This is a genomic window from Bariatricus sp. HCP28S3_D3, assembly GCF_052065755.1.
Classification (GTDB): Bacteria; Bacillota; Clostridia; order Lachnospirales; family Lachnospiraceae; genus Allocoprococcus.
In genome coordinates this window covers 373,870-391,984 of the sequence record NZ_JBQHTK010000001.1, presented here as the reverse complement: position 1 = coordinate 391,984, position 18,115 = coordinate 373,870, and the positions used below count along the sequence as shown (strand labels likewise).

Annotated in this window: 26 protein-coding genes; all 26 read left to right on the top strand. The window is 40.1% G+C overall.

The genetic code is table 11. The annotated features are described in order from the left end of the window. Position 1 precedes the first annotated feature (1 nt). Positions 2-313, top strand: coding sequence for a 50S ribosomal protein L24 (rplX, locus tag ACTNB3_RS01960; protein WP_427806700.1), 312 nt, complete (start codon positions 2-4; stop codon positions 311-313). Between the two features lie 23 nt (positions 314-336). Beyond that, a complete protein-coding gene (gene rplE, locus ACTNB3_RS01955; RefSeq protein ID WP_427806701.1) occupies positions 337-876 on the top strand; it encodes a 50S ribosomal protein L5 in 540 nt (179 codons plus the stop codon). Positions 877-889: 13 nt separating this feature from the next. Continuing rightward, positions 890-1,075, top strand: a complete 186-nt coding sequence (locus ACTNB3_RS01950) for a type Z 30S ribosomal protein S14 (protein WP_008372546.1) — start codon at positions 890-892, stop codon at positions 1,073-1,075. An 18-nt stretch (positions 1,076-1,093) separates the two neighbouring features. Continuing rightward, on the top strand, positions 1,094-1,495 hold the full coding sequence (gene rpsH, locus ACTNB3_RS01945; RefSeq protein ID WP_427806702.1) for a 30S ribosomal protein S8: 402 nt from the start codon (positions 1,094-1,096) through the stop codon (positions 1,493-1,495). 72 nt (positions 1,496-1,567) lie between these two features. Then, positions 1,568-2,110, top strand: a complete 543-nt coding sequence (gene rplF / locus ACTNB3_RS01940) for a 50S ribosomal protein L6 (protein ID WP_427806703.1) — start codon at positions 1,568-1,570, stop codon at positions 2,108-2,110. A gap of 19 nt (positions 2,111-2,129) precedes the next feature. Beyond that, complete coding sequence (gene rplR, locus ACTNB3_RS01935; protein ID WP_427806704.1) at positions 2,130-2,498, top strand: 50S ribosomal protein L18; 369 nt, start codon at positions 2,130-2,132, stop codon at positions 2,496-2,498. A 15-nt stretch (positions 2,499-2,513) separates the two neighbouring features. Then, positions 2,514-3,023, top strand: coding sequence for a 30S ribosomal protein S5 (rpsE, locus tag ACTNB3_RS01930; RefSeq protein ID WP_427806705.1), 510 nt, complete (start codon positions 2,514-2,516; stop codon positions 3,021-3,023). A 14-nt stretch (positions 3,024-3,037) separates the two neighbouring features. After that, entirely contained in the window at positions 3,038-3,220 is a 183-nt protein-coding gene (gene rpmD, locus ACTNB3_RS01925; RefSeq protein WP_427806706.1) for a 50S ribosomal protein L30, read from the top strand. A gap of 25 nt (positions 3,221-3,245) precedes the next feature. Next, positions 3,246-3,686 (top strand): 50S ribosomal protein L15, encoded by a 441-nt coding sequence (rplO, locus tag ACTNB3_RS01920; protein WP_427806707.1) that lies wholly within the window; start codon positions 3,246-3,248, stop codon positions 3,684-3,686. Then, complete coding sequence (gene secY, locus ACTNB3_RS01915) at positions 3,686-5,038, top strand: preprotein translocase subunit SecY (protein ID WP_427806708.1); 1,353 nt, start codon at positions 3,686-3,688, stop codon at positions 5,036-5,038. Before rplO ends, secY begins: the two co-directional genes overlap by 1 nt. Before the next feature lie 86 nt (positions 5,039-5,124). After that, positions 5,125-5,769, top strand: coding sequence for an adenylate kinase (locus tag ACTNB3_RS01910; protein WP_427806709.1), 645 nt, complete (start codon positions 5,125-5,127; stop codon positions 5,767-5,769). A gap of 3 nt (positions 5,770-5,772) precedes the next feature. Then, positions 5,773-6,537: a type I methionyl aminopeptidase gene (map, locus tag ACTNB3_RS01905; protein WP_427806710.1), complete on the top strand. Its 765-nt coding sequence runs from the start codon at positions 5,773-5,775 to the stop codon at positions 6,535-6,537. Positions 6,538-6,566: 29 nt separating this feature from the next. Continuing rightward, positions 6,567-6,833: a KOW domain-containing RNA-binding protein gene (locus tag ACTNB3_RS01900; protein ID WP_427806711.1), complete on the top strand. Its 267-nt coding sequence runs from the start codon at positions 6,567-6,569 to the stop codon at positions 6,831-6,833. A 1-nt stretch (position 6,834) separates the two neighbouring features. Further along, positions 6,835-7,053, top strand: coding sequence for a translation initiation factor IF-1 (gene infA / locus ACTNB3_RS01895; protein WP_004607275.1), 219 nt, complete (start codon positions 6,835-6,837; stop codon positions 7,051-7,053). Between the two features lie 117 nt (positions 7,054-7,170). Next, on the top strand, positions 7,171-7,284 hold the full coding sequence (gene rpmJ, locus ACTNB3_RS01890) for a 50S ribosomal protein L36 (RefSeq protein ID WP_005339020.1): 114 nt from the start codon (positions 7,171-7,173) through the stop codon (positions 7,282-7,284). A 330-nt stretch (positions 7,285-7,614) separates the two neighbouring features. Next, the gene (gene rpsM / locus ACTNB3_RS01885; protein WP_427806712.1) at positions 7,615-7,983 is read left to right on the top strand and encodes a 30S ribosomal protein S13; all 369 of its coding nucleotides are present in this window, start codon (positions 7,615-7,617) and stop codon (positions 7,981-7,983) included. 49 nt (positions 7,984-8,032) lie between these two features. Further along, the gene (rpsK, locus tag ACTNB3_RS01880; protein ID WP_016223756.1) at positions 8,033-8,428 is read left to right on the top strand and encodes a 30S ribosomal protein S11; all 396 of its coding nucleotides are present in this window, start codon (positions 8,033-8,035) and stop codon (positions 8,426-8,428) included. A gap of 27 nt (positions 8,429-8,455) precedes the next feature. After that, on the top strand, positions 8,456-9,049 hold the full coding sequence (rpsD, locus tag ACTNB3_RS01875) for a 30S ribosomal protein S4 (protein WP_427806713.1): 594 nt from the start codon (positions 8,456-8,458) through the stop codon (positions 9,047-9,049). Positions 9,050-9,204: 155 nt separating this feature from the next. Further along, positions 9,205-10,164, top strand: coding sequence for a DNA-directed RNA polymerase subunit alpha (locus ACTNB3_RS01870; protein WP_427806714.1), 960 nt, complete (start codon positions 9,205-9,207; stop codon positions 10,162-10,164). Positions 10,165-10,291: 127 nt separating this feature from the next. Continuing rightward, positions 10,292-10,828 carry a bL17 family ribosomal protein gene (locus ACTNB3_RS01865; protein WP_427806715.1) on the top strand — a complete coding sequence of 179 codons (537 nt, stop codon included), beginning with the start codon at positions 10,292-10,294 and terminating at the stop codon, positions 10,826-10,828. 87 nt (positions 10,829-10,915) lie between these two features. Next, positions 10,916-11,941, top strand: a complete 1,026-nt coding sequence (locus ACTNB3_RS01860) for a substrate-binding domain-containing protein (RefSeq protein ID WP_441024302.1) — start codon at positions 10,916-10,918, stop codon at positions 11,939-11,941. A 97-nt stretch (positions 11,942-12,038) separates the two neighbouring features. After that, positions 12,039-12,482, top strand: a complete 444-nt coding sequence (gene rpiB, locus ACTNB3_RS01855; RefSeq protein ID WP_427806717.1) for a ribose 5-phosphate isomerase B — start codon at positions 12,039-12,041, stop codon at positions 12,480-12,482. Between the two features lie 425 nt (positions 12,483-12,907). After that, positions 12,908-14,023, top strand: a complete 1,116-nt coding sequence (chvE, locus tag ACTNB3_RS01850) for a multiple monosaccharide ABC transporter substrate-binding protein (RefSeq protein WP_427806718.1) — start codon at positions 12,908-12,910, stop codon at positions 14,021-14,023. A 190-nt stretch (positions 14,024-14,213) separates the two neighbouring features. Next, positions 14,214-15,773 carry a multiple monosaccharide ABC transporter ATP-binding protein gene (gene mmsA / locus ACTNB3_RS01845; RefSeq protein ID WP_427806719.1) on the top strand — a complete coding sequence of 520 codons (1,560 nt, stop codon included), beginning with the start codon at positions 14,214-14,216 and terminating at the stop codon, positions 15,771-15,773. 2 nt (positions 15,774-15,775) lie between these two features. Next, a complete protein-coding gene (gene mmsB / locus ACTNB3_RS01840) occupies positions 15,776-16,945 on the top strand; it encodes a multiple monosaccharide ABC transporter permease (protein ID WP_441024300.1) in 1,170 nt (389 codons plus the stop codon). Positions 16,946-17,012: 67 nt separating this feature from the next. Then, complete coding sequence (locus ACTNB3_RS01835; RefSeq protein ID WP_427818802.1) at positions 17,013-18,107, top strand: GntR family transcriptional regulator; 1,095 nt, start codon at positions 17,013-17,015, stop codon at positions 18,105-18,107. The last annotated feature ends 8 nt before the right edge of the window (positions 18,108-18,115 follow it).

Sequence of the window (18,115 nt, the reverse complement as noted above, 5' to 3'; positions counted from 1 at the left end):
TATGTCAACAATGAAGATCAAGAAAGGTGATACTGTTAAAGTAATCGCCGGAAAAGACAAAGACAAAGAAGGCAAAGTAATCGCTGTTAATAAAAAAGACGGAACTGTCCTTGTGGAAAATGTTAACATGAGAACAAAACATACAAAACCGAGCGCTTCCAATCCGGAAGGTGGAATCATCCATCAGGAAGGACCGATCGATGCGTCCAACGTAATGTATGTGCACAAGGGAGAAGCCACAAGAGTTGGTTTTAAACTTGAAGGAGACAAGAAAGTTCGTTTTGCTAAATCAACAGGCGAAGTGATTGATTAATTCGAGGAAGGAGGTCCAGAGCTTTGAGTAGACTGAAAGAACAGTACCAGAATGAGATCGTTGATGCAATGATCAAGAAATTTGGTTATAAGAATATTATGGAAGTGCCAAAACTCGATAAAGTTGTAATCAACATGGGTGTTGGCGAAGCAAAAGATAATGCAAAAGCATTAGACTCAGCAGTAGCTGATATGGAAAAAATTACCGGACAGAAAGCGGTTCTTACAAGAGCTAAGAAATCTGTTGCTAACTTCAAAATCCGTGAAGGTATGGCAATTGGATGTAAGGTTACATTAAGAGGCGAGAAGATGTATGAATTCGTTGATCGTCTGATTAACCTTGCACTGCCGCGAGTTCGTGACTTTAGAGGAGTTAACCCGAACGCATTTGACGGAAGAGGAAATTACGCTCTTGGAATCAAAGAGCAGCTGATCTTCCCTGAAATCGAGTACGATAAAGTGGATAAAGTAAGAGGTATGGATGTTATCTTCGTTACAACTGCAAGAACTGACGAAGAAGCTCGTGAATTATTAACACAGTTCAACATGCCATTCACAAAGTAAGGAGGAAATTTTCATGGCAAAGACAGCAATGAAACTGAAACAGCAGCGCAAACAGAAATTCTCTACAAGAGAATACAATCGCTGCAGAATCTGCGGACGTCCACATGCATATTTAAGAAAATATGGAATCTGCCGTGTATGCTTCCGTGAACTGGCATACAAGGGTGAAATTCCGGGCGTTAAGAAAGCAAGTTGGTAGAAAAGGAGGACAATCCAGATGACTATGAGTGATCCAATTGCAGATATGCTTACAAGAATCCGTAATGCAAATACTGCAAAACATGATACAGTTGATGTTCCGGCATCTAAAATGAAAATCGCTATTGCAGATATTCTTCTGAATGAGGGATATATTGCAAAATACGATATCGTAGAAGAAGGCAGCTTCAACACAATCCGCATCACCTTAAAATACGGTGCAGATAAAAATGAGAAAGTTATTTCTGGTCTGAAGAAAATCTCTAAACCGGGTCTTCGCGTTTACGCTGGTAAAGACGAACTCCCGAAGGTACTCGGAGGACTTGGAACAGCTATTATTTCTACAAATCAGGGAGTCATTACTGATAAAGAAGCAAGAAAACTTGGCGTAGGCGGAGAAGTTCTTTGCTTTATCTGGTAATATAAAGTAGCAACTGAAAACAGAATGAGCACAGCACTCGTTCCGAGAATGTAAGTGTAGGAGGTAAAAGGCATGTCACGTATTGGAAGACATCCGGTAGCGATCCCGGCAGGTGTAACTGTTGAAATCGCAGAGAATAATGTAGTGACCGTTACAGGTCCAAAAGGAACTCTCGTTAGAGAACTTCCGGTTGAAATGGAAATCAAAAAAGAAGGCGACGAAGTTGTAGTAACAAGACCGAATGACTTAAAGAAGATGAAATCTTTACATGGTCTTACAAGAACTCTTATTAATAACATGGTGATTGGTGTAACAGAAGGTTATCAGAAAGTTCTTGAGATCAACGGTGTTGGTTACAGAGCAGCAAAATCTGGAAATAAATTAACATTGAGTTTGGGATACTCTCACCCGGTTGAGATGGAAGATCCAGAAGGAATTGAAACGGTTCTTGAAGGACAGAACAAAATCATCGTTAAGGGAATTAGCAAAGAAAAAGTTGGCCAGTATGCAGCTGAAATCAGAGATAAGAGAAGACCGGAACCTTACAAAGGTAAAGGTATCAAATATGCTGATGAAGTTATTAGACGTAAAGTTGGTAAGACTGGTAAAAAATAAGTAAGGAGAGTGTGAACAAATGGTTAGTAAAAAATCTAGAAGCGAAGTTCGTGAAAATAAGCATAGAAAATTACGCAACCGTTTCAGCGGAACAGCTGAAAGACCGCGTCTTGCTGTGTTTAGAAGTAATAATCATATGTATGCTCAGATCATTGACGATACTGTTGGAAATACTCTTGTCTCAGCTTCCACTCTTCAGAAAGATGTAAAAGCTGAACTGGAAAAGACCAACAACGTTGAAGCAGCAGCATACCTTGGAACTGTTATTGCAAAGAAGGCATTGGAAAAAGGTATTACAACAGTTGTATTTGACAGAGGTGGATTCATCTACCACGGAAAAATTAAAGCATTAGCAGACGCAGCTAGAGAAGCTGGTTTGAATTTCTAGTAAGGAGGCGCACACATGAAACAGGAACGTATTGATGCTAAACAGTTAGAACTTACCGAAAAAGTAGTATCAATTAAACGTGTTACCAAAGTTGTTAAGGGTGGTCGTAACATGAGATTCACAGCTTTAGTAGTTGTCGGAGATGGAAACGGCCATGTTGGTGCAGGTTTAGGAAAGGCAGCAGAAATTCCGGAAGCGATCCGCAAAGGAAAAGAAGATGCCATGAAGAAACTCATCACAGTAACATTAGATGAAAATGAAAGTATTACACATGACTATATCGGAAAATTCGGAAGTGCTTCTGTACTTCTGAAGAAAGCTCCGGAAGGTACCGGTGTTATCGCTGGTGGACCGGCTCGTGCCGTTATCGAGCTTGCCGGAATCAAGAACATTCGTACAAAATCTCTTGGTTCAAACAATAAGCAGAATGTAGTACTTGCTACAATCAATGGTTTAAGTGAACTGAAAGCTCCAGAAAAAGTAGCTAAACTTCGCGGAAAATCTGTTGAAGAGATTTTAGGCTAAGGAGGAGATTACAGATGGCAAATTTGAAAATCACATTAGTGAAATCTACAATCGGTGCTGTTCCGAAACATAAAAAAACAGTAGAAGCTTTAGGGCTGAGAAAAGTAAATAAAACAGTTGTATTGCCGGATAATGCTGCAGTCAGAGGAATGGTGCAGCAGGTAAGACATCTGGTAAAAGTTGAAGAAGAAGCATAAATCTTATAGATAAGGAGGTGTCACAATGGACTTATCAAATTTAAGACCTGCTGACGGAGCAAAACATAGCGATAATTTCAGAAGAGGCCGTGGACACGGTTCAGGAAATGGTAAGACAGCCGGAAAAGGACACAAAGGTCAGAAAGCCCGTTCTGGAGCAACCAGACCAGGTTTCGAAGGTGGTCAGATGCCATTATACAGACGTATTCCTAAGAGAGGTTTCACATGCAGAAACTCTAAGACAATCGTAGGAATTAATGTCAGTGCTTTAGAAGTATTTGAAAATGATTCAGTTGTTTCCGTTGAGACTTTGATCGAAGCAGGAATCGTTAAGAATCCTAGAGATGGTGTTAAAATTCTTGGAAATGGAGAGTTAACCAAAAAGCTTACTGTTCAGGCAGATGCATTTAGTGCAGGTGCTGTAGAAAAGATTGAAGCAGTTGGTGGAAAAGCAGAGGTGATCTAATGCTACAGACATTCCGTAAGGCATTTCAAATTGAAGATATACGGAAAAAAATACTGTATACCCTTGCGATGTTGTTTGTAGTACGCCTCGGGTCACAACTCCCTACCCCGGGAGTTGACCCGAACTACATTAAGGATTTCTTTGCAAATCAGACCGGTGAAACATTTAATTTCTTTAATGCTTTCACCGGTGGTTCTTTTGAACAGATGTCCGTTTTCGCATTGAGTATTACACCGTATATTACTTCTTCCATTATCATGCAGCTCCTCACGATTGCAATTCCGAAATTGGAAGAGATGCAGAAAGAGGGAGAAGACGGAAGAAAGAAAATTGCTACGATTACACGTTATGTAACAGTTGGTCTGGCTCTGATTGAATCAACTGCCATGGCAGTTGGTTTTGGACGTCGGGGACTTCTGGAAGAATACAATTTTGTAAATGCAGCAATCGTAGTTCTGACACTGACAGCTGGTTCTGCATTCTTGATGTGGATAGGTGAGAGAATTACGGAGAAGGGCGTAGGAAACGGAATTTCTATCGTTCTTTTAATTAATATTCTGTCGCGTGTACCAAGTGATCTGACTACGTTGTATGAAACTTTTGTCAAAGGTAAAGGCCTTGCAAAAGGTGGGCTTGCGGCGCTTATCATTCTGGCAATTATTCTTGCACTTGTAGTGTTTACAGTTGTGCTGCAGGATGCAGAAAGAAGAATTCCGGTTCAGTATTCTCAGAAAGTACAGGGAAGAAGAAGTGTTGGCGGACAGTCAACAAATATTCCGCTTAAAGTAAATACAGCAGGAGTTATTCCGGTTATTTTTGCTTCATCTATTATGCAGTTTCCAATTGTAATTGCTTCTTTTTTAGGAAAAGGCAATGGAACTGGCATTGGAAGTGAAATACTTCGTGGATTAAATTCAGGAAACTGGTGTAACCCGTCTCATCTTCAATATTCATGGGGATTGATCGTATACATTGCATTGACAGTATTTTTTGCATATTTCTATACGAGCATTACATTTAACCCACTTGAAATTGCGAATAATATGAAGAAAAGCGGCGGATTTATTCCAGGTATTCGTCCTGGTAAGCCTACTGTAGATTATCTGACGAAGATTTTAAATTATATTATCTTTATCGGTGCGTGTGGTCTTGTAATTGTGCAGGTGATTCCGTTCTTCTTTAATGGAGTATTTGGAGCGCAGGTATCGTTCGGTGGAACATCTTTGATCATTATTATTGGTGTTGTACTTGAAACTGTGAAACAAATTGAATCACAGATGCTCGTACGAAACTATACAGGATTTTTAAATAACAAAGGAAATGCAATGAAGAACAGTTTCCTTGGATTTTAGAACACAGTGGCTCGTTGTTGTTTATCATTACATAATAGATAAATTGCAACGAGCTATTTGAACATGTTAAAAAAGGAGGTAGCAGTATGAAGATTATTATGTTAGGTGCTCCTGGAGCAGGAAAAGGAACTCAGGCTAAGAAAATAGCGGCAAAATATGGAATTCCGCATATTTCAACCGGAGATATTTTCAGGGCAAATATCAAAAACGGTACGGAACTTGGAAAGAAAGCAAAGACTTATATGGATCAGGGACTTCTCGTTCCGGACGAACTTGTTGTGGATCTTGTAGTAGATCGTGTCAATCAAGAAGATTGTGAGAATGGATATGTACTTGACGGTTTTCCGAGAACAATTCCTCAGGCAGAAGCACTGGATAAAGCGCTTGCTGCCCAGGGACAGAAAATGGATTATGCTATCGATGTAGATGTTCCGGATGAAAATATTGTTCGCCGCATGGGCGGAAGACGCGCCTGTGTGGGATGTGGCGCTACATATCATCTTGAATATGCACCGACCAGACAGGAAGGAATTTGTGATGTATGTGGCGGTGAATTAATTCTGCGTGATGATGATAAACCGGAGACTGTTCTGAAACGTCTTGGCGTATATCATGAACAGACACAGCCGCTGATTGAGTATTATACGAATCAAGGCATTTTAAAAACTGTAGATGGAACAGTAGATATGGAAGACGTATTTGCTGCCATTGTTTCTATCTTGGGAGAATAGCTCATGGCAATTACGATTAAATCAGAAAGAGAAATTGAACTGATGACCCAGGCCGGAAGGATTCTGGAAATCGTACATGAGGAGATGGAAAAAGCATTAAAGCCGGGAATGACAACACTGGACATTGATGCAATTGGAGAGGAAGTGATTCGCAGCTACGGCTGCGAACCTTCTTTCCTGAATTATAACGGGTATCCGGCATCTATCTGCGTATCGGTTAATGAAGAAGTTGTTCATGGAATTCCATCACGAAATCGGATCATTCAGGAGGGAGACATTGTAAGTCTGGATGCGGGACTTATTTATAAGGGGTATCATTCAGATGCGGCAAGGACGCATGCAGTAGGAGAAATCAGTGAAGAAGCAAAAAAACTGATCGAAGTGACCAGACAAAGCTTTTTTGAAGGAATAAAATATGCAAAAGAAGGCAATTATTTATTTGAGATTTCCGGTGCAATAGGAAGATATGCTGCCGGATTTGGTTATGGAGTAGTAAGGGAACTTTGCGGACACGGAATCGGAACCCACCTGCATGAAGATCCTGAAATCCCGAACTTTCCGATGATGAGACGCGGACCTAAATTAAAAGCCGGAATGACCCTTGCGATCGAGCCTATGATCAATCTTGGTACTGAGAAAGTCAGATGGCTGGATGATGATTGGACGGTTGTGACGCGAGATGGGAAGCTTTCGGCACATTATGAGAATACAGTGCTGATTACAAAGGGAGAGCCCATACTTTTGACACTTGGCGGCAAAATAAAGTAAGTCTGTGTAACATGATGAGGCGCGAAGATATGGAAAGATGGGAAGAAGGTATGCTTGCCAGGTCACTGGCGGGGCATGATAAAGAAAAAGTTTATGTCATTACTAAGATAGAAGATGCATATGTATATCTGTCAGACGGAAAAAACAGAAAAACAGATAATCCAAAAAAGAAAAAGAAAAAGCATGTGCAGCTTATTCGGATAAAACATGAAATTAATTCAGCAGATGATGAAAAAGTAAAAAGGATATTGAAAGAGTACAGTAAATCACTGACAGGAATGAAGGAGGAATCTTAATATGTCAAAGGCAGATGTAATTGAAATTGAAGGGACGGTTGTTGAAAAACTTCCAAACGCAATGTTTCAGGTAGAACTCGAAAATGGTCATCAGGTCCTGGCACATATCAGCGGAAAGCTTCGTATGAATTTTATTAAAATTTTACCGGGAGATAAAGTAACATTGGAACTTTCGCCATATGATTTATCAAAAGGAAGAATTATCTGGAGAGATAAGTAAAATAACTATTGACTTTATATTTTGTGTAATGCTATAATATTAGGCGAACTGCTGTCGGGTATTAATAGACAGTGGTGGGAAAATGCAAACTGGCAAGGTATGAAAGGAGGATTTGACATGAAGGTTAGATCATCAGTAAAACCGATTTGCGAAAAATGCAAAGTTATCAAGAGAAAAGGAAGCGTCAGAATTATCTGCGAAAATCCGAAACATAAACAGCGTCAGGGATAATGACGAATGTTTATAATGAATTAGGCGGCTGATAGCACGATACGCCTGGAAGTGTGTAGGGCGTTGGATGCTATTTCAAATATACAGGGAAACACCCCATCTGCCATAAAGCTAAAGCGGTGGTTTCAAGTATATTGCTTACAATACCGGCGGTCATTAGCCGATAGATCGGTTGCCGGAAAGGATGCGAATACCGACGCATCTGGGCTGGTATATCGGACAAGTCATGTAAGGTGAAGGAATGTCCGGTAGGGTGCTTTTGATAACGGGATACCCTCAGCCTCAATTTAAGACAGTATCAAAAAATGAATCAAATGGAGGAAATCACAAATGGCTCGTATTGCAGGTGTAGACTTACCAAGAGACAAACGTGTAGAAATCGGATTGACTTATATCTACGGAATCGGTAGAACAAGTTCAAACCGTATTCTTGCAGAAGCTGGAGTTAATCCAGATACCCGCTGCAGAGACTTAACAGATGACGAAGTTAAGAAAATCAGTGCAGTAATCGACGAAACTCAGATGGTAGAAGGTGATCTCCGCAGAGAGATCGCGCTGAACATCAAGAGACTTCAGGAAATCGGATGCTATAGAGGAATCCGTCACAGAAAAGGACTTCCTGTTCGTGGTCAGAAGACAAAGACGAATGCAAGAACAAGAAAAGGTCCGAAGAGAACAGTTGCAAACAAAAAGAAATAATTTGAGAAACAGATAACAGTATAATAGGAAAGTGTAGGTTAGTTTTATTATGGCTAAAAAAGTTACAAAAAAAGTGACAAAAAAACGTGTCAAGAAAAACGTTGAACGCGGACAGGCACATATCCAGTCATCTTTCAATAATACAATCGTTACTTTGACAGATGCTCAGGGAAATGCTTTATCATGGGCAAGTGCAGGTGGTCTGGGATTTAGAGGTTCAAGGAAATCTACTCCTTATGCAGCTCAGATGGCAGCAGAGACGGCAGCTAAAGCAGCTTTAGTTCATGGTCTTAAATCAGTAGATGTATTCGTAAAAGGACCTGGTTCAGGAAGAGAAGCAGCAATCCGTGCACTTCAGGCATGCGGAATTGATGTAACAAGCATCAGAGACGTAACACCGGTACCGCACAATGGATGCCGCCCACCGAAGAGAAGAAGAGTCTAGTCGAATTATTATAGGAGGATAAAGAGCATGGCAGTAAATAGAGTTCCGGTTCTGAAAAGATGCCGTTCATTAGGAATGGATCCGGTATATTTAGGAATTGATAAAAAGTCTAACAGACAGTTGAAAAGATCTAATAGAAAAATGAGCGAGTATGGTCTGCAGTTACGCGAGAAGCAGAAAGCTAAATTTATCTATGGTGTATTAGAGAAACCTTTCAGAAACTACTTTGAAAGAGCAGATCGTATGAAAGGTATGACAGGTGATAACCTGATGGTTCTTCTTGAATCAAGACTGGATAACGTAATTTTCCGTCTCGGATTTGCCAGAACAAGACGTGAAGCAAGACAGATTGTGGATCATAAGCATGTACTTGTGAATGGAAAACAGGTAAACATTCCATCATACCAGATCAAAGCCGGTGATGTTATCGAAATCAAAGAAGGAAAGAAGAGCCTTCAGAGATACAAAGACATTATGGAAGTGACTGCTGGACGCATGGTTCCGGATTGGCTTGAAGCAGATCCGGAAGCTTTAAAGGGAACGGTAAAAGAACTTCCGCTTCGCGAAGCAATTGATGTTCCGGTAGACGAAATGATGATTGTCGAGTTATATTCTAAATAAAACGCATTCATTTAAGAAGATGCAGTACTTAACGAACCTGATTTTCGGGTTCGTTAAGGTGCTGTTGAAAAGAATACCCGGCTATCCTGCAGGGAGGAGGGTCCGGGACAAAGCAACCCTCAACATTCAAAAACCCATAAGGAGGGACCAAAATAGTGTTTGATTTTAATAAACCAAATATTGAAATTACAGAAATTTCTGAAGATAAAAAATATGGCAGATTCGTAGTAGAACCTTTGGAAAGAGGATATGGTACGACGTTGGGTAACTCTTTGAGAAGAATTATGCTTTCTTCTTTACCGGGTGCAGCAATCAGCCAGATTAAAATCGACGGTGTACTGCATGAATTCAGCTCCATTCCTGGAGTTAAGGAAGATGTAACTGAAATCATCATGAATTTGAAATCCCTGGCAATCAAGAATACTTCCGAAACAGATGAACCGAAAACGGCTTATATTGAGTTTGAAGGTGAAGGTGTCGTAACGGGAGCAGATATTCAGGCTGATTCTGATATTGAAATCATGAATCCTGATACAGTGATTGCTACATTGAATGGCGGAACTGACAGCAAGCTTTACATGGAACTGACCATTACAAAGGGAAGGGGATATGTGGGCGCTGACAAGAATAAGACGGAAGATATGCCGATTGGCGTGATTCCGATTGATTCCATTTACACCCCGGTTGAACGTGTAAACCTTACAGTACAGAATACGCGTGTTGGCCAGATCACAGATTTTGATAAGCTTACGTTGGATGTATGGACTAATGGAACACTTTTGCCGGATGAAGCAGTCAGTCTGGCAGCAAAAGTACTCAATGAACATCTGAAATTATTTATTGATCTTTCTGAAGTAGCTCAGGCTGCAGAAGTTATGATTGAAAAAGAAGATGATGAAAAAGAAAAAGTACTTGAAATGAGTATTGATGAACTTGAACTTTCAGTACGTTCATACAATTGTCTGAAGAGAGCAGGTATCAATACGGTAGAAGAACTTACAAACAGAACGCCTGAAGATATGATGAAAGTTCGTAACCTCGGACGTAAATCACTCGAAGAAGTTCTGGCTAAATTAAAAGAACTTGGCTTGGAATTAAGTCAGGGAGAGGAATAGAGCATATGGCTCTGCCTTTCAGGTAACTATCTGGCTAGTAAGCCCGATGAAAGCATAACCAGATGGCATATCCCGGTAAGTCCAAAGAAGCACGTGATATGTCCCAAATAAATGGAGGATTAAGAAAATGGCAAAATATAGAAAACTTGGCAGAACATCAAGTCAGAGAAAAGCTTTATTAAGAAATCAGGTAACGATGTTACTTCAGCATGGAAAGATCAAAACAACAGAAGCTAAGGCAAAAGAAATCCGCAAGATTACAGAAGGCCTGATTGCTCTTGCTGTAAAAGAAAAAGATAATTATGAAGAAGTAACTATCAAAGCGAAAGTTGCAAGAAAAGACAAAGACGGAAAGAGAGTAAAAGAAGTTGTTGACGGTAAGAGAGTAACCGTTTACGATGAAGTTGAAAAGACAATCAAAAAGGATAATCCGTCACGACTTCATGCAAGACGTCAGATGCTCAAAGTTCTTTATCCTGTAACAGAAGTACCGACTGCTGCAGCAGGAAGAAGAAAAAATACGAAAGAAGTAGATCTTGTAGATAAACTGTTTACAGAAATTGCGCCGAAATATGCAGATCGTAATGGTGGATATACAAGAATTATTAAAATTGGACAGCGTAAAGGTGACGCTGCAATGGAAGTTCTTATCGAATTAGTATAGAACTTAACTATAAAAATGTGACCGCATATCATAATGATGTGCGGTCTTTTCAAATTTGAAATAATATTTGCGAAAGGGTGAACCTTGATGAAATGGAAAACAGCTGCTCTTATGACGGCAATATGTTTAGCCTTTGTAATTTCAAAAATTGGACTTGGATGCACTGGAGAACGAAGAAATGGAAGTGGACAGCAGGAAGAATTTGATTATCTAATAACGGTAGGAATGGTTCAGGGAGGAGAGGACTCTGCGTGGAAAGAGGCAAATACAGAATCTTTTCAATCAATCTTTACAGAGGAAAACGGATATAGATTTTTATTTAAGGATGCCGGAAATGATCAGGAAAAACAGATTGAGGCTATTCGTGCATTTGCGGAAGAAGGCGTGGACTATATTTTGTTGAATCCGGTTGCGGAAATGGGATGGGAAGAAGCACTGGAAGACGTAAAACGCGCTGGAAGTTCCGTTATTCTTGTCAATCAGCAGATTGATGAAAGCGATGCTTCTATGTATGAATGCTGGATTGGAAGTAACTATGAAGAACAAGGTAAACAGGCACTGAAATGGCTTGAAGATCATCTGGATAAAGAAGATAAAGCCGAGGACGAAGAAGAATTGGACATTGCGATGATTCAGGGGAGTATCGGTTCGCCGGAGCAAATGGAGAGAGCGGAAGGATATCAGAAAATACTCGGAAAGCATTCAAACTGGAGAATCGTAGGACAGCAAACAGCTGAAAATGATAGAACAACTGCAAAAGAAGTCATGTTGATGTTTCTTGAAAATGAGGATAAAATTGATGTTGTTATAGCGGAAAACGATCAAATGGCCATGGGCGTAATTGATGCACTGGGAGAAAAAAATATGAGTTCAGGATCGGACGGGGATGTCATTCTAATTTCTTTTGATGCGAGTAGAGAAGGCCTTGAAGCAGTGCAGGAAGGGAAAATCAATATATCTTTTGAATGTACACCTTTTCTAGCACCCAAAACAGCTGAAATTATTCAAAAATTAGAGGCAGGAATCAATATTGATAAAAAGCAATATGTGAAAGAAAGCTATTACGATATCAATAACGATCTTGAAGAAGTTATAGAAAAAAGATCATATTAAACTCTTTATTTCACATTCTTGACTACGAAGAACTGTATGCTTATAATAAAACTAGCTTGTAAAATCATTTTGAGTATGAAAAAAGGAGAATGTTAATATGAAAATAGGAGTTGCGAATGATCATTCTGCTGTTGACATGAAAAAACAGGTCGTCGAATACCTGGTTGAGAAAGGTTACGAAGTCATAAACTACGGAACAGATTCATATGAAAGCTGCAATTATCCCGAATACGGCGAAAAGATTGCGCATGCAGTTGTAAATGGAGAAGTTGAATTGGGAATTGCGATTTGCGGAACAGGTCTGGGAATTTCACTTGCTGCGAATAAAGTACATGGTATTCGGGCTGCCGTATGTTCGGAACCATATACAGCAAGAATGGCAAGAGAACATAATAATGCGAATATACTTGCATTTGGTGCAAGAGTCATTGGTATAGAGACTGCAAAGATGATTCTTGATGAGTGGCTGAATGCAGAATTCAAGGGCGGACGTCATCAGGATCGAGTGGATATGATCATGGCGATTGAAGAACGACAATAGAATAGTAGTTGATATAGGAATAGAATATAAAAACTAAGCTGCAGAGCATCTGGAAAATATAAGAGAGATGTTTTGTGGCTTTTTTAATAGAATTGTTTTGTATGTATGGATTAATACAGATTTTCTTAATAATATCATGTCAAGTAAAAAAACGTAGAAATAATACGATAGTTTTTGTACATATTTTGATGTATTGCCGCGAAAAAAATAAAATATGTATACATACAACTTATATACAAATAAATACAAGTTTAAAATTTGTACAAAAAGTTGTACTTGATTTTGTAATATATTACGTCTTGCTAAATGAAAAGTTGTGTTGTATATTAATACCATAAACAAAATTGATGAGACGGAAAACTATACAAATTCAACAAAAAATTTATAATCCGCTCATTAAGAGAATTTAAAGGAGGAAAAGAAGCATGAAAAAGAGAATTCTCAGTGTAGCTCTTGTAGCAGTTATGGCACTTTCGCTTGCGTTTACAGGATGCGGTAACAAGTCTGGAGAAGGTGGAAGCGGAGACAGCGGAAGCAAGACGGAGAATAATGGTAAAAAAGTAGGTGTAGCAATGCCGACTCAGAGCTCAGAGAGATGGATCAGAGACGGTAAGAACATGAAAGAAAAACTGGAGGGAATCGGATATGAAGTAGACCTTCAGTACGCAGAAGACGATGTTCAGGCACAGGTTTCTCAGATTGAGAACATGATTGCTAAAGGTGCTAATTGCCTGGTTGTTGCAGCTATCGACTCTTCAGCTCTGGTTAACGTACTTGCTCAGGCTAAGTCCAATGACATCCCGGTTATCGCTTATGACCGTCTGTTAATGGATACAGATGCAGTAAGCTACTATGCATCTTTCGATAATGAAGGTGTTGGTAGAAAGATTGGTGAATACATCGAAGAAAAAGCTGGACTTAAGACAGCCACAGAGCCTCAGACAATTGAATTCTTCATGGGATCTCCGGATGACAACAACGCAGTTCTTCTTCACAAAGGTGTTATGGGCGTCCTTCAGCAGTATCTTGACAATGGAATGCTTGTATGCAAATCAGGAAGAACATCATTCGAGGATACATGTATCTTAAGATGGTCTCAGGAAACAGCTCAGCAGAACTGTGAGAACTACTTATCAGGATTCTATGCAGACGAAGATCTTGACATCTGCTGCTCAGCATTTGATGGCTTCTCATATGGTATCAAAGCTGCTCTTGAAGGTGCTGGATATACTGAAGAAAACTGGCCAATCATCACAGGACAGGATGCAGAAGTTATGGCAGTTAAGAATATCATTGCTGGTAAACAGACAGCTACAATCTTCAAAGACACAGGACTTCTTGCAGAAAAATGTGTAACAATGGTTCAGGCAGTGCTTGAAGGAAAAGAACCGGAAATCAACGATACTGAAACATACGACAATGGCAAATTGGTTGTACCTTCTTACCTTTGCGAACCAGTAGCTCTTGATAAAGATAACTACAAAGAACTCGTAGTAGACAGTGGATACTACACAGAAGAAGAAATTCAGAACGCAGAATAATCTGAATAATGTTTAAGATAGGGCGGCGGCGATATTGCTGCCGCCCTGATTTTTGAAATCCTTATTACGAAGTAAGGTCCCTGGAAGTGATTCGGGGAACAGAAGAAACCTCAGGCATGAGCAGGGGGAGTTTGAGTTTGAAAACGAAGCCGCAAGGCTTTGGAAATATAAAAGAAAAGGAGCTGAGAAAATGTCTGATTACATTCTGGAAATGAACCATATCACCAAAGAATTCTCAGGCGTAAAGGCGTTGGACGATGTAAACCTTAAGGTTAAACGCGGTGAGATTCATGCACTTTGCGGTGAAAATGGTGCTGGAAAATCAACCTTGATGAATGTATTATCCGGTATCTATCCGTTCGGTACATATTCTGGTGATATCGTTTATAACGGAGAAATCGTGAAAAATCACAACATTAAGGACAGTGAGAAAAAAGGTATTGTAATTATTCATCAGGAACTTGCACTTAGCCCATATCTTTCTATCGCAGAAAACGTTTTTATGGGAAATGAGCAGACTTCTATGAAGGGAGTTATTGACTGGACACAGACGCATAATAAAGCCCAGGCAATGCTGGAAAAGGTTGGACTTTACAACGAAAATCTGGATGCGCCGATCAACACGTTGGGTGTAGGAAAGCAGCAGCTGATCGAGATTGCAAAAGCGCTTGCTAAAAAGGTTGATCTGTTGATTCTGGATGAACCGACTGCAGCATTGAATGATGAAGAAAGTGCACAGCTTTTGGAGATCATGCTGAAACTGAAAGAACAGGGAATTACATGTATCATCATCTCACACAAACTGAATGAGATCAGCTATGTCGCAGATGCTATCACTGTTATCCGTGATGGACACACGATTGAAACTCTTACAAAAGGAATTGATGATTTTTCAGAAGACCGTATCATTAAGGGAATGGTTGGCCGTGAGCTGACAAACCGTTATCCGGAAAGAAATCCGGAGGAATGCCCGATCGGAGATGTTGTCCTGGAAGTGAAAAACTGGAATGTATTCCATCCGGAAGATGCGAACCGTCAGGTACTGAAGAATGTGAATATTAAAGTTCGTGCAGGAGAGGTTGTAGGACTTGCTGGTCTGATGGGGGCAGGAAGAACTGAGTTCGCAATGAGTCTTTTCGGACGTGAGTATGGTCAGAAAATTTCCGGACAGATTTTTATGCACGGAAAAGAAGTTAAGATCAAGAATGTAAGAGATGCAATCGCTAATAAGATTGCATATACTTCTGAAGACAGAAAGACATATGGACTTGTATTGATCAATGACATTAAATGGAACATGACATTGGCTGCCCTTCGTGGATTCTTCTCTAAGAATGGTATTGTAAATGCCAATGAAGAAGTGCTTGCGGCAGAGAAATACAAAAAGCTCATTAACATCAAAGCAAACTCCATTGACCAGGCGGTTGGTTCCTTGTCAGGTGGTAACCAGCAGAAAGTAGTTTTGTCGAAATGGATGTTGACAGAGCCGGATGTACTGATTCTGGATGAACCTACCCGTGGTATTGACGTTGGTGCAAAATACGAGATTTATTGTGCAATTAATGATTTGGCAAAGGCTGGAAAAGCGGTCATCGTTATCTCTTCTGAAATGCCGGAAATCATTGGAACCTGTGATAGAACCTATGTACTGAACGAAGGACAGATCGCAGGAGAATTATCAAAAGAAGAGTTATCTCAGGAAAAGATTATGAAATGCATTATGCAGCATAATAACAGGAAAGGGGAATAACAATGGAGAAGAAAAAAACAGTTAATCTTGATTTAAAGCAATTCGGTATGGTATTTGCTTTGATTGCAATTTATATTATCTTTTATTTCATGACAGGTGGAATTAATGCAACACCTATGAATATGAACAACCTGATCATGCAGAACAGTTACGTTGTCATTCTTGCAACCGGTATGCTGCTTTGTGTATTAACTGGTAACGTTGACCTTGGTGTTGGTTCTTATGTCGCACTCTGTGGTGCAATTGCTGCAAAATTGGTAGTTGAAAATGGCATGAGCATTGCGCTTGCTTTCCTTATTACTATCCTTGTTGGAACTGCTTTTGGTGCATTTAACGGATTTTTTATTGCCTACCTTGATATCCCGCCATTCGTAGTTACTCTGGCAGGTATGCTTATTGGCCGTGGTCTTACATACACACTTCTTGAATCAAAGACAGTAGGACCGCTTCCGGATGCATATGTAAAGGTTGGTGCTGGTTTCTTTATTACAAATAAAATCCAGATGGGATCAGGTACACTTGATATCGTATGTATTATCGTTGCAATTGTTGCAACAGCCCTGATCATTTTATCAGAATTAAAATCTATTAAGACAAGACAGAAATACGGTCTTGCAATTGTTACTCCATGGCAGACAATTGTAAAACTTGCAATTATCATTGCAATCGTATGGTTCTTCTTCTACAAACTTGCAAGATACAATGGTATTCCAATTGTGCTCATTATTATGGCTGTTATTGTTGGTATTTACCATTTCATTACAAGTAAGACGGTACCGGGTCGTCAGATTTATGCATTGGGTGGTAATGCAAAGGCTGCAAGACTTTCCGGTATTGATACCAGAAAAGTATTCTTCTGGGTATATACAAACATGGGATTCCTTGCAGCTATTGCTGGTATCGTATTATCAGCACGTAACGCATCCGCTACACCGAAGGCCGGCGACGGATTCGAGCTTGATGCGATCGCATCCTGCTACATCGGTGGTGCAGCGGCAGCCGGTGGTATCGGTACTGTAATCGGTGCTGTAGTCGGAGCATTCGTTATGGGTGTTTTGAACAATGGTATGTTCTTGATCGGACTTTCTACAGACCTTCAGAAAGTAGTAAAAGGTCTTGTACTTCTTGGAGCTGTAACATTCGATATACTTTCTAACAAGAAGAAAAAATAATTATTAAGATGAATGTCGGGCGAAGCTTGTCTGGGCTTCGCCCTGATACAAAGGGGGACAGATAACTATGGAAGAGTTACTGGCCAAATATGAAGAAATCTTAAGGTGGCTGAAAATGCGTTTGGAAAGCGGAGAATTGAAGCCCGGTGATCGCGTAGAATCGGAACATCAATTGTGCGCACATTTTCGTGTGAGCCGTCAGACAGTTCGCCATGCAATTGCACTTCTGGAAGAAGAAGGCATTGTGGAGAGGCGAAGAGGAAGTGGTACCTATATCAAAGCCACAGTAAATGTACAAGAAAAAGAAGAAAAAACCATGCAGGTTGCTGTTATGACAACCTATGTTCAGAAATATATTTTTTCTTCTATTATACAACAGATTGAGAATGAGTTATCCCGCGCGGGATATGGTTTGCAGATTTCTTTTACGAACAATGCGGTCGAAAAAGAAAGGTTTGTTTTGAAAAATATTTTGGAAAAGAATATGGTGGACGGCCTGATCGCTGAGACGACCAAGAGCGGACTTCCCAATCCAAATTTAGATATATACAGAAAAATTATGAATAAAGGAATCCCGGTTCTTTTTATTAATAGTTATTATCCGGGACTTGATATTCCGCATGTATCTTTGAATGATAAACTGGCAGGAAAGATGGTCACCAATCATCTCCTTAAGTGCGGACATCGTAATATCGGTGCGATTTTCAAGGCTGATGACGGGCAGGGACACCACAGATATGCCGGATATGTGGAAGCGTTGATGGAGGCAGATATCAAAATTAAAGGAATGCAGGTAATCTGGATCGATACGGAAGAAGTCAGACATATGAAGGAAGATGCAGGGTGGATCCTCAGACGATTGCAAGGATGTACTGCGTGTGTGTGCTACAATGATGAAGTGGCAACGAAGTTGGTTGCGGTCTGTCTCGAGCAGGGGATCCGGGTTCCGGAGGATTTGTCTATCATCGGAATTGATGATTCGGATCTGGCAAATTATTGTGAAGTTCCGCTTACTTCTGCAAAAAATCCAGTAAGAGATCTGGGTAAAATAGCAGCATTGGAAATGCTTGAAATGATGAAAGGAATGCCGGTACCAAAAGTGACTGAATTGGATCCTGAAATTGTGAATCGTAATTCAGTACGCCTGAGAGATGGATTTTAGAAGTTTAA

Excerpts from the sequence above, each read along its gene's own strand:
- mmsA (WP_427806719.1), top strand. The coding sequence starts at position 14,214 with ATGTCTGATTACATTCTGGAAATGAACCATATCACCAAAGAATTCTCA.
- rpiB (WP_427806717.1), top strand. The coding sequence starts at position 12,039 with ATGAAAATAGGAGTTGCGAATGATCATTCTGCTGTTGACATGAAAAAA.
- secY (WP_427806708.1), top strand. The coding sequence starts at position 3,686 with ATGCTACAGACATTCCGTAAGGCATTTCAAATTGAAGATATACGGAAA.
- ACTNB3_RS01950 (WP_008372546.1), top strand. The coding sequence starts at position 890 with ATGGCAAAGACAGCAATGAAACTGAAACAGCAGCGCAAACAGAAATTC.
- rpsK (WP_016223756.1), top strand. The coding sequence starts at position 8,033 with ATGGCTAAAAAAGTTACAAAAAAAGTGACAAAAAAACGTGTCAAGAAA.
- rpsD (WP_427806713.1), top strand. The coding sequence starts at position 8,456 with ATGGCAGTAAATAGAGTTCCGGTTCTGAAAAGATGCCGTTCATTAGGA.
- ACTNB3_RS01910 (WP_427806709.1), top strand. The coding sequence starts at position 5,125 with ATGAAGATTATTATGTTAGGTGCTCCTGGAGCAGGAAAAGGAACTCAG.
- rpsM (WP_427806712.1), top strand. The coding sequence starts at position 7,615 with ATGGCTCGTATTGCAGGTGTAGACTTACCAAGAGACAAACGTGTAGAA.
- map (WP_427806710.1), top strand. The coding sequence starts at position 5,773 with ATGGCAATTACGATTAAATCAGAAAGAGAAATTGAACTGATGACCCAG.
- ACTNB3_RS01900 (WP_427806711.1), top strand. The coding sequence starts at position 6,567 with ATGGAAAGATGGGAAGAAGGTATGCTTGCCAGGTCACTGGCGGGGCAT.
- infA (WP_004607275.1), top strand. The coding sequence starts at position 6,835 with ATGTCAAAGGCAGATGTAATTGAAATTGAAGGGACGGTTGTTGAAAAA.
- rplR (WP_427806704.1), top strand. The coding sequence starts at position 2,130 with ATGGTTAGTAAAAAATCTAGAAGCGAAGTTCGTGAAAATAAGCATAGA.
- chvE (WP_427806718.1), top strand. The coding sequence starts at position 12,908 with ATGAAAAAGAGAATTCTCAGTGTAGCTCTTGTAGCAGTTATGGCACTT.
- ACTNB3_RS01865 (WP_427806715.1), top strand. The coding sequence starts at position 10,292 with ATGGCAAAATATAGAAAACTTGGCAGAACATCAAGTCAGAGAAAAGCT.
- rpsE (WP_427806705.1), top strand. The coding sequence starts at position 2,514 with ATGAAACAGGAACGTATTGATGCTAAACAGTTAGAACTTACCGAAAAA.
- rpmD (WP_427806706.1), top strand. The coding sequence starts at position 3,038 with ATGGCAAATTTGAAAATCACATTAGTGAAATCTACAATCGGTGCTGTT.
- rplX (WP_427806700.1), top strand. The coding sequence starts at position 2 with ATGTCAACAATGAAGATCAAGAAAGGTGATACTGTTAAAGTAATCGCC.
- ACTNB3_RS01835 (WP_427818802.1), top strand. The coding sequence starts at position 17,013 with ATGGAAGAGTTACTGGCCAAATATGAAGAAATCTTAAGGTGGCTGAAA.
- ACTNB3_RS01860 (WP_441024302.1), top strand. The coding sequence starts at position 10,916 with ATGAAATGGAAAACAGCTGCTCTTATGACGGCAATATGTTTAGCCTTT.
- rpsH (WP_427806702.1), top strand. The coding sequence starts at position 1,094 with ATGACTATGAGTGATCCAATTGCAGATATGCTTACAAGAATCCGTAAT.
- rplO (WP_427806707.1), top strand. The coding sequence starts at position 3,246 with ATGGACTTATCAAATTTAAGACCTGCTGACGGAGCAAAACATAGCGAT.
- mmsB (WP_441024300.1), top strand. The coding sequence starts at position 15,776 with ATGGAGAAGAAAAAAACAGTTAATCTTGATTTAAAGCAATTCGGTATG.
- rplF (WP_427806703.1), top strand. The coding sequence starts at position 1,568 with ATGTCACGTATTGGAAGACATCCGGTAGCGATCCCGGCAGGTGTAACT.
- rpmJ (WP_005339020.1), top strand. The coding sequence starts at position 7,171 with ATGAAGGTTAGATCATCAGTAAAACCGATTTGCGAAAAATGCAAAGTT.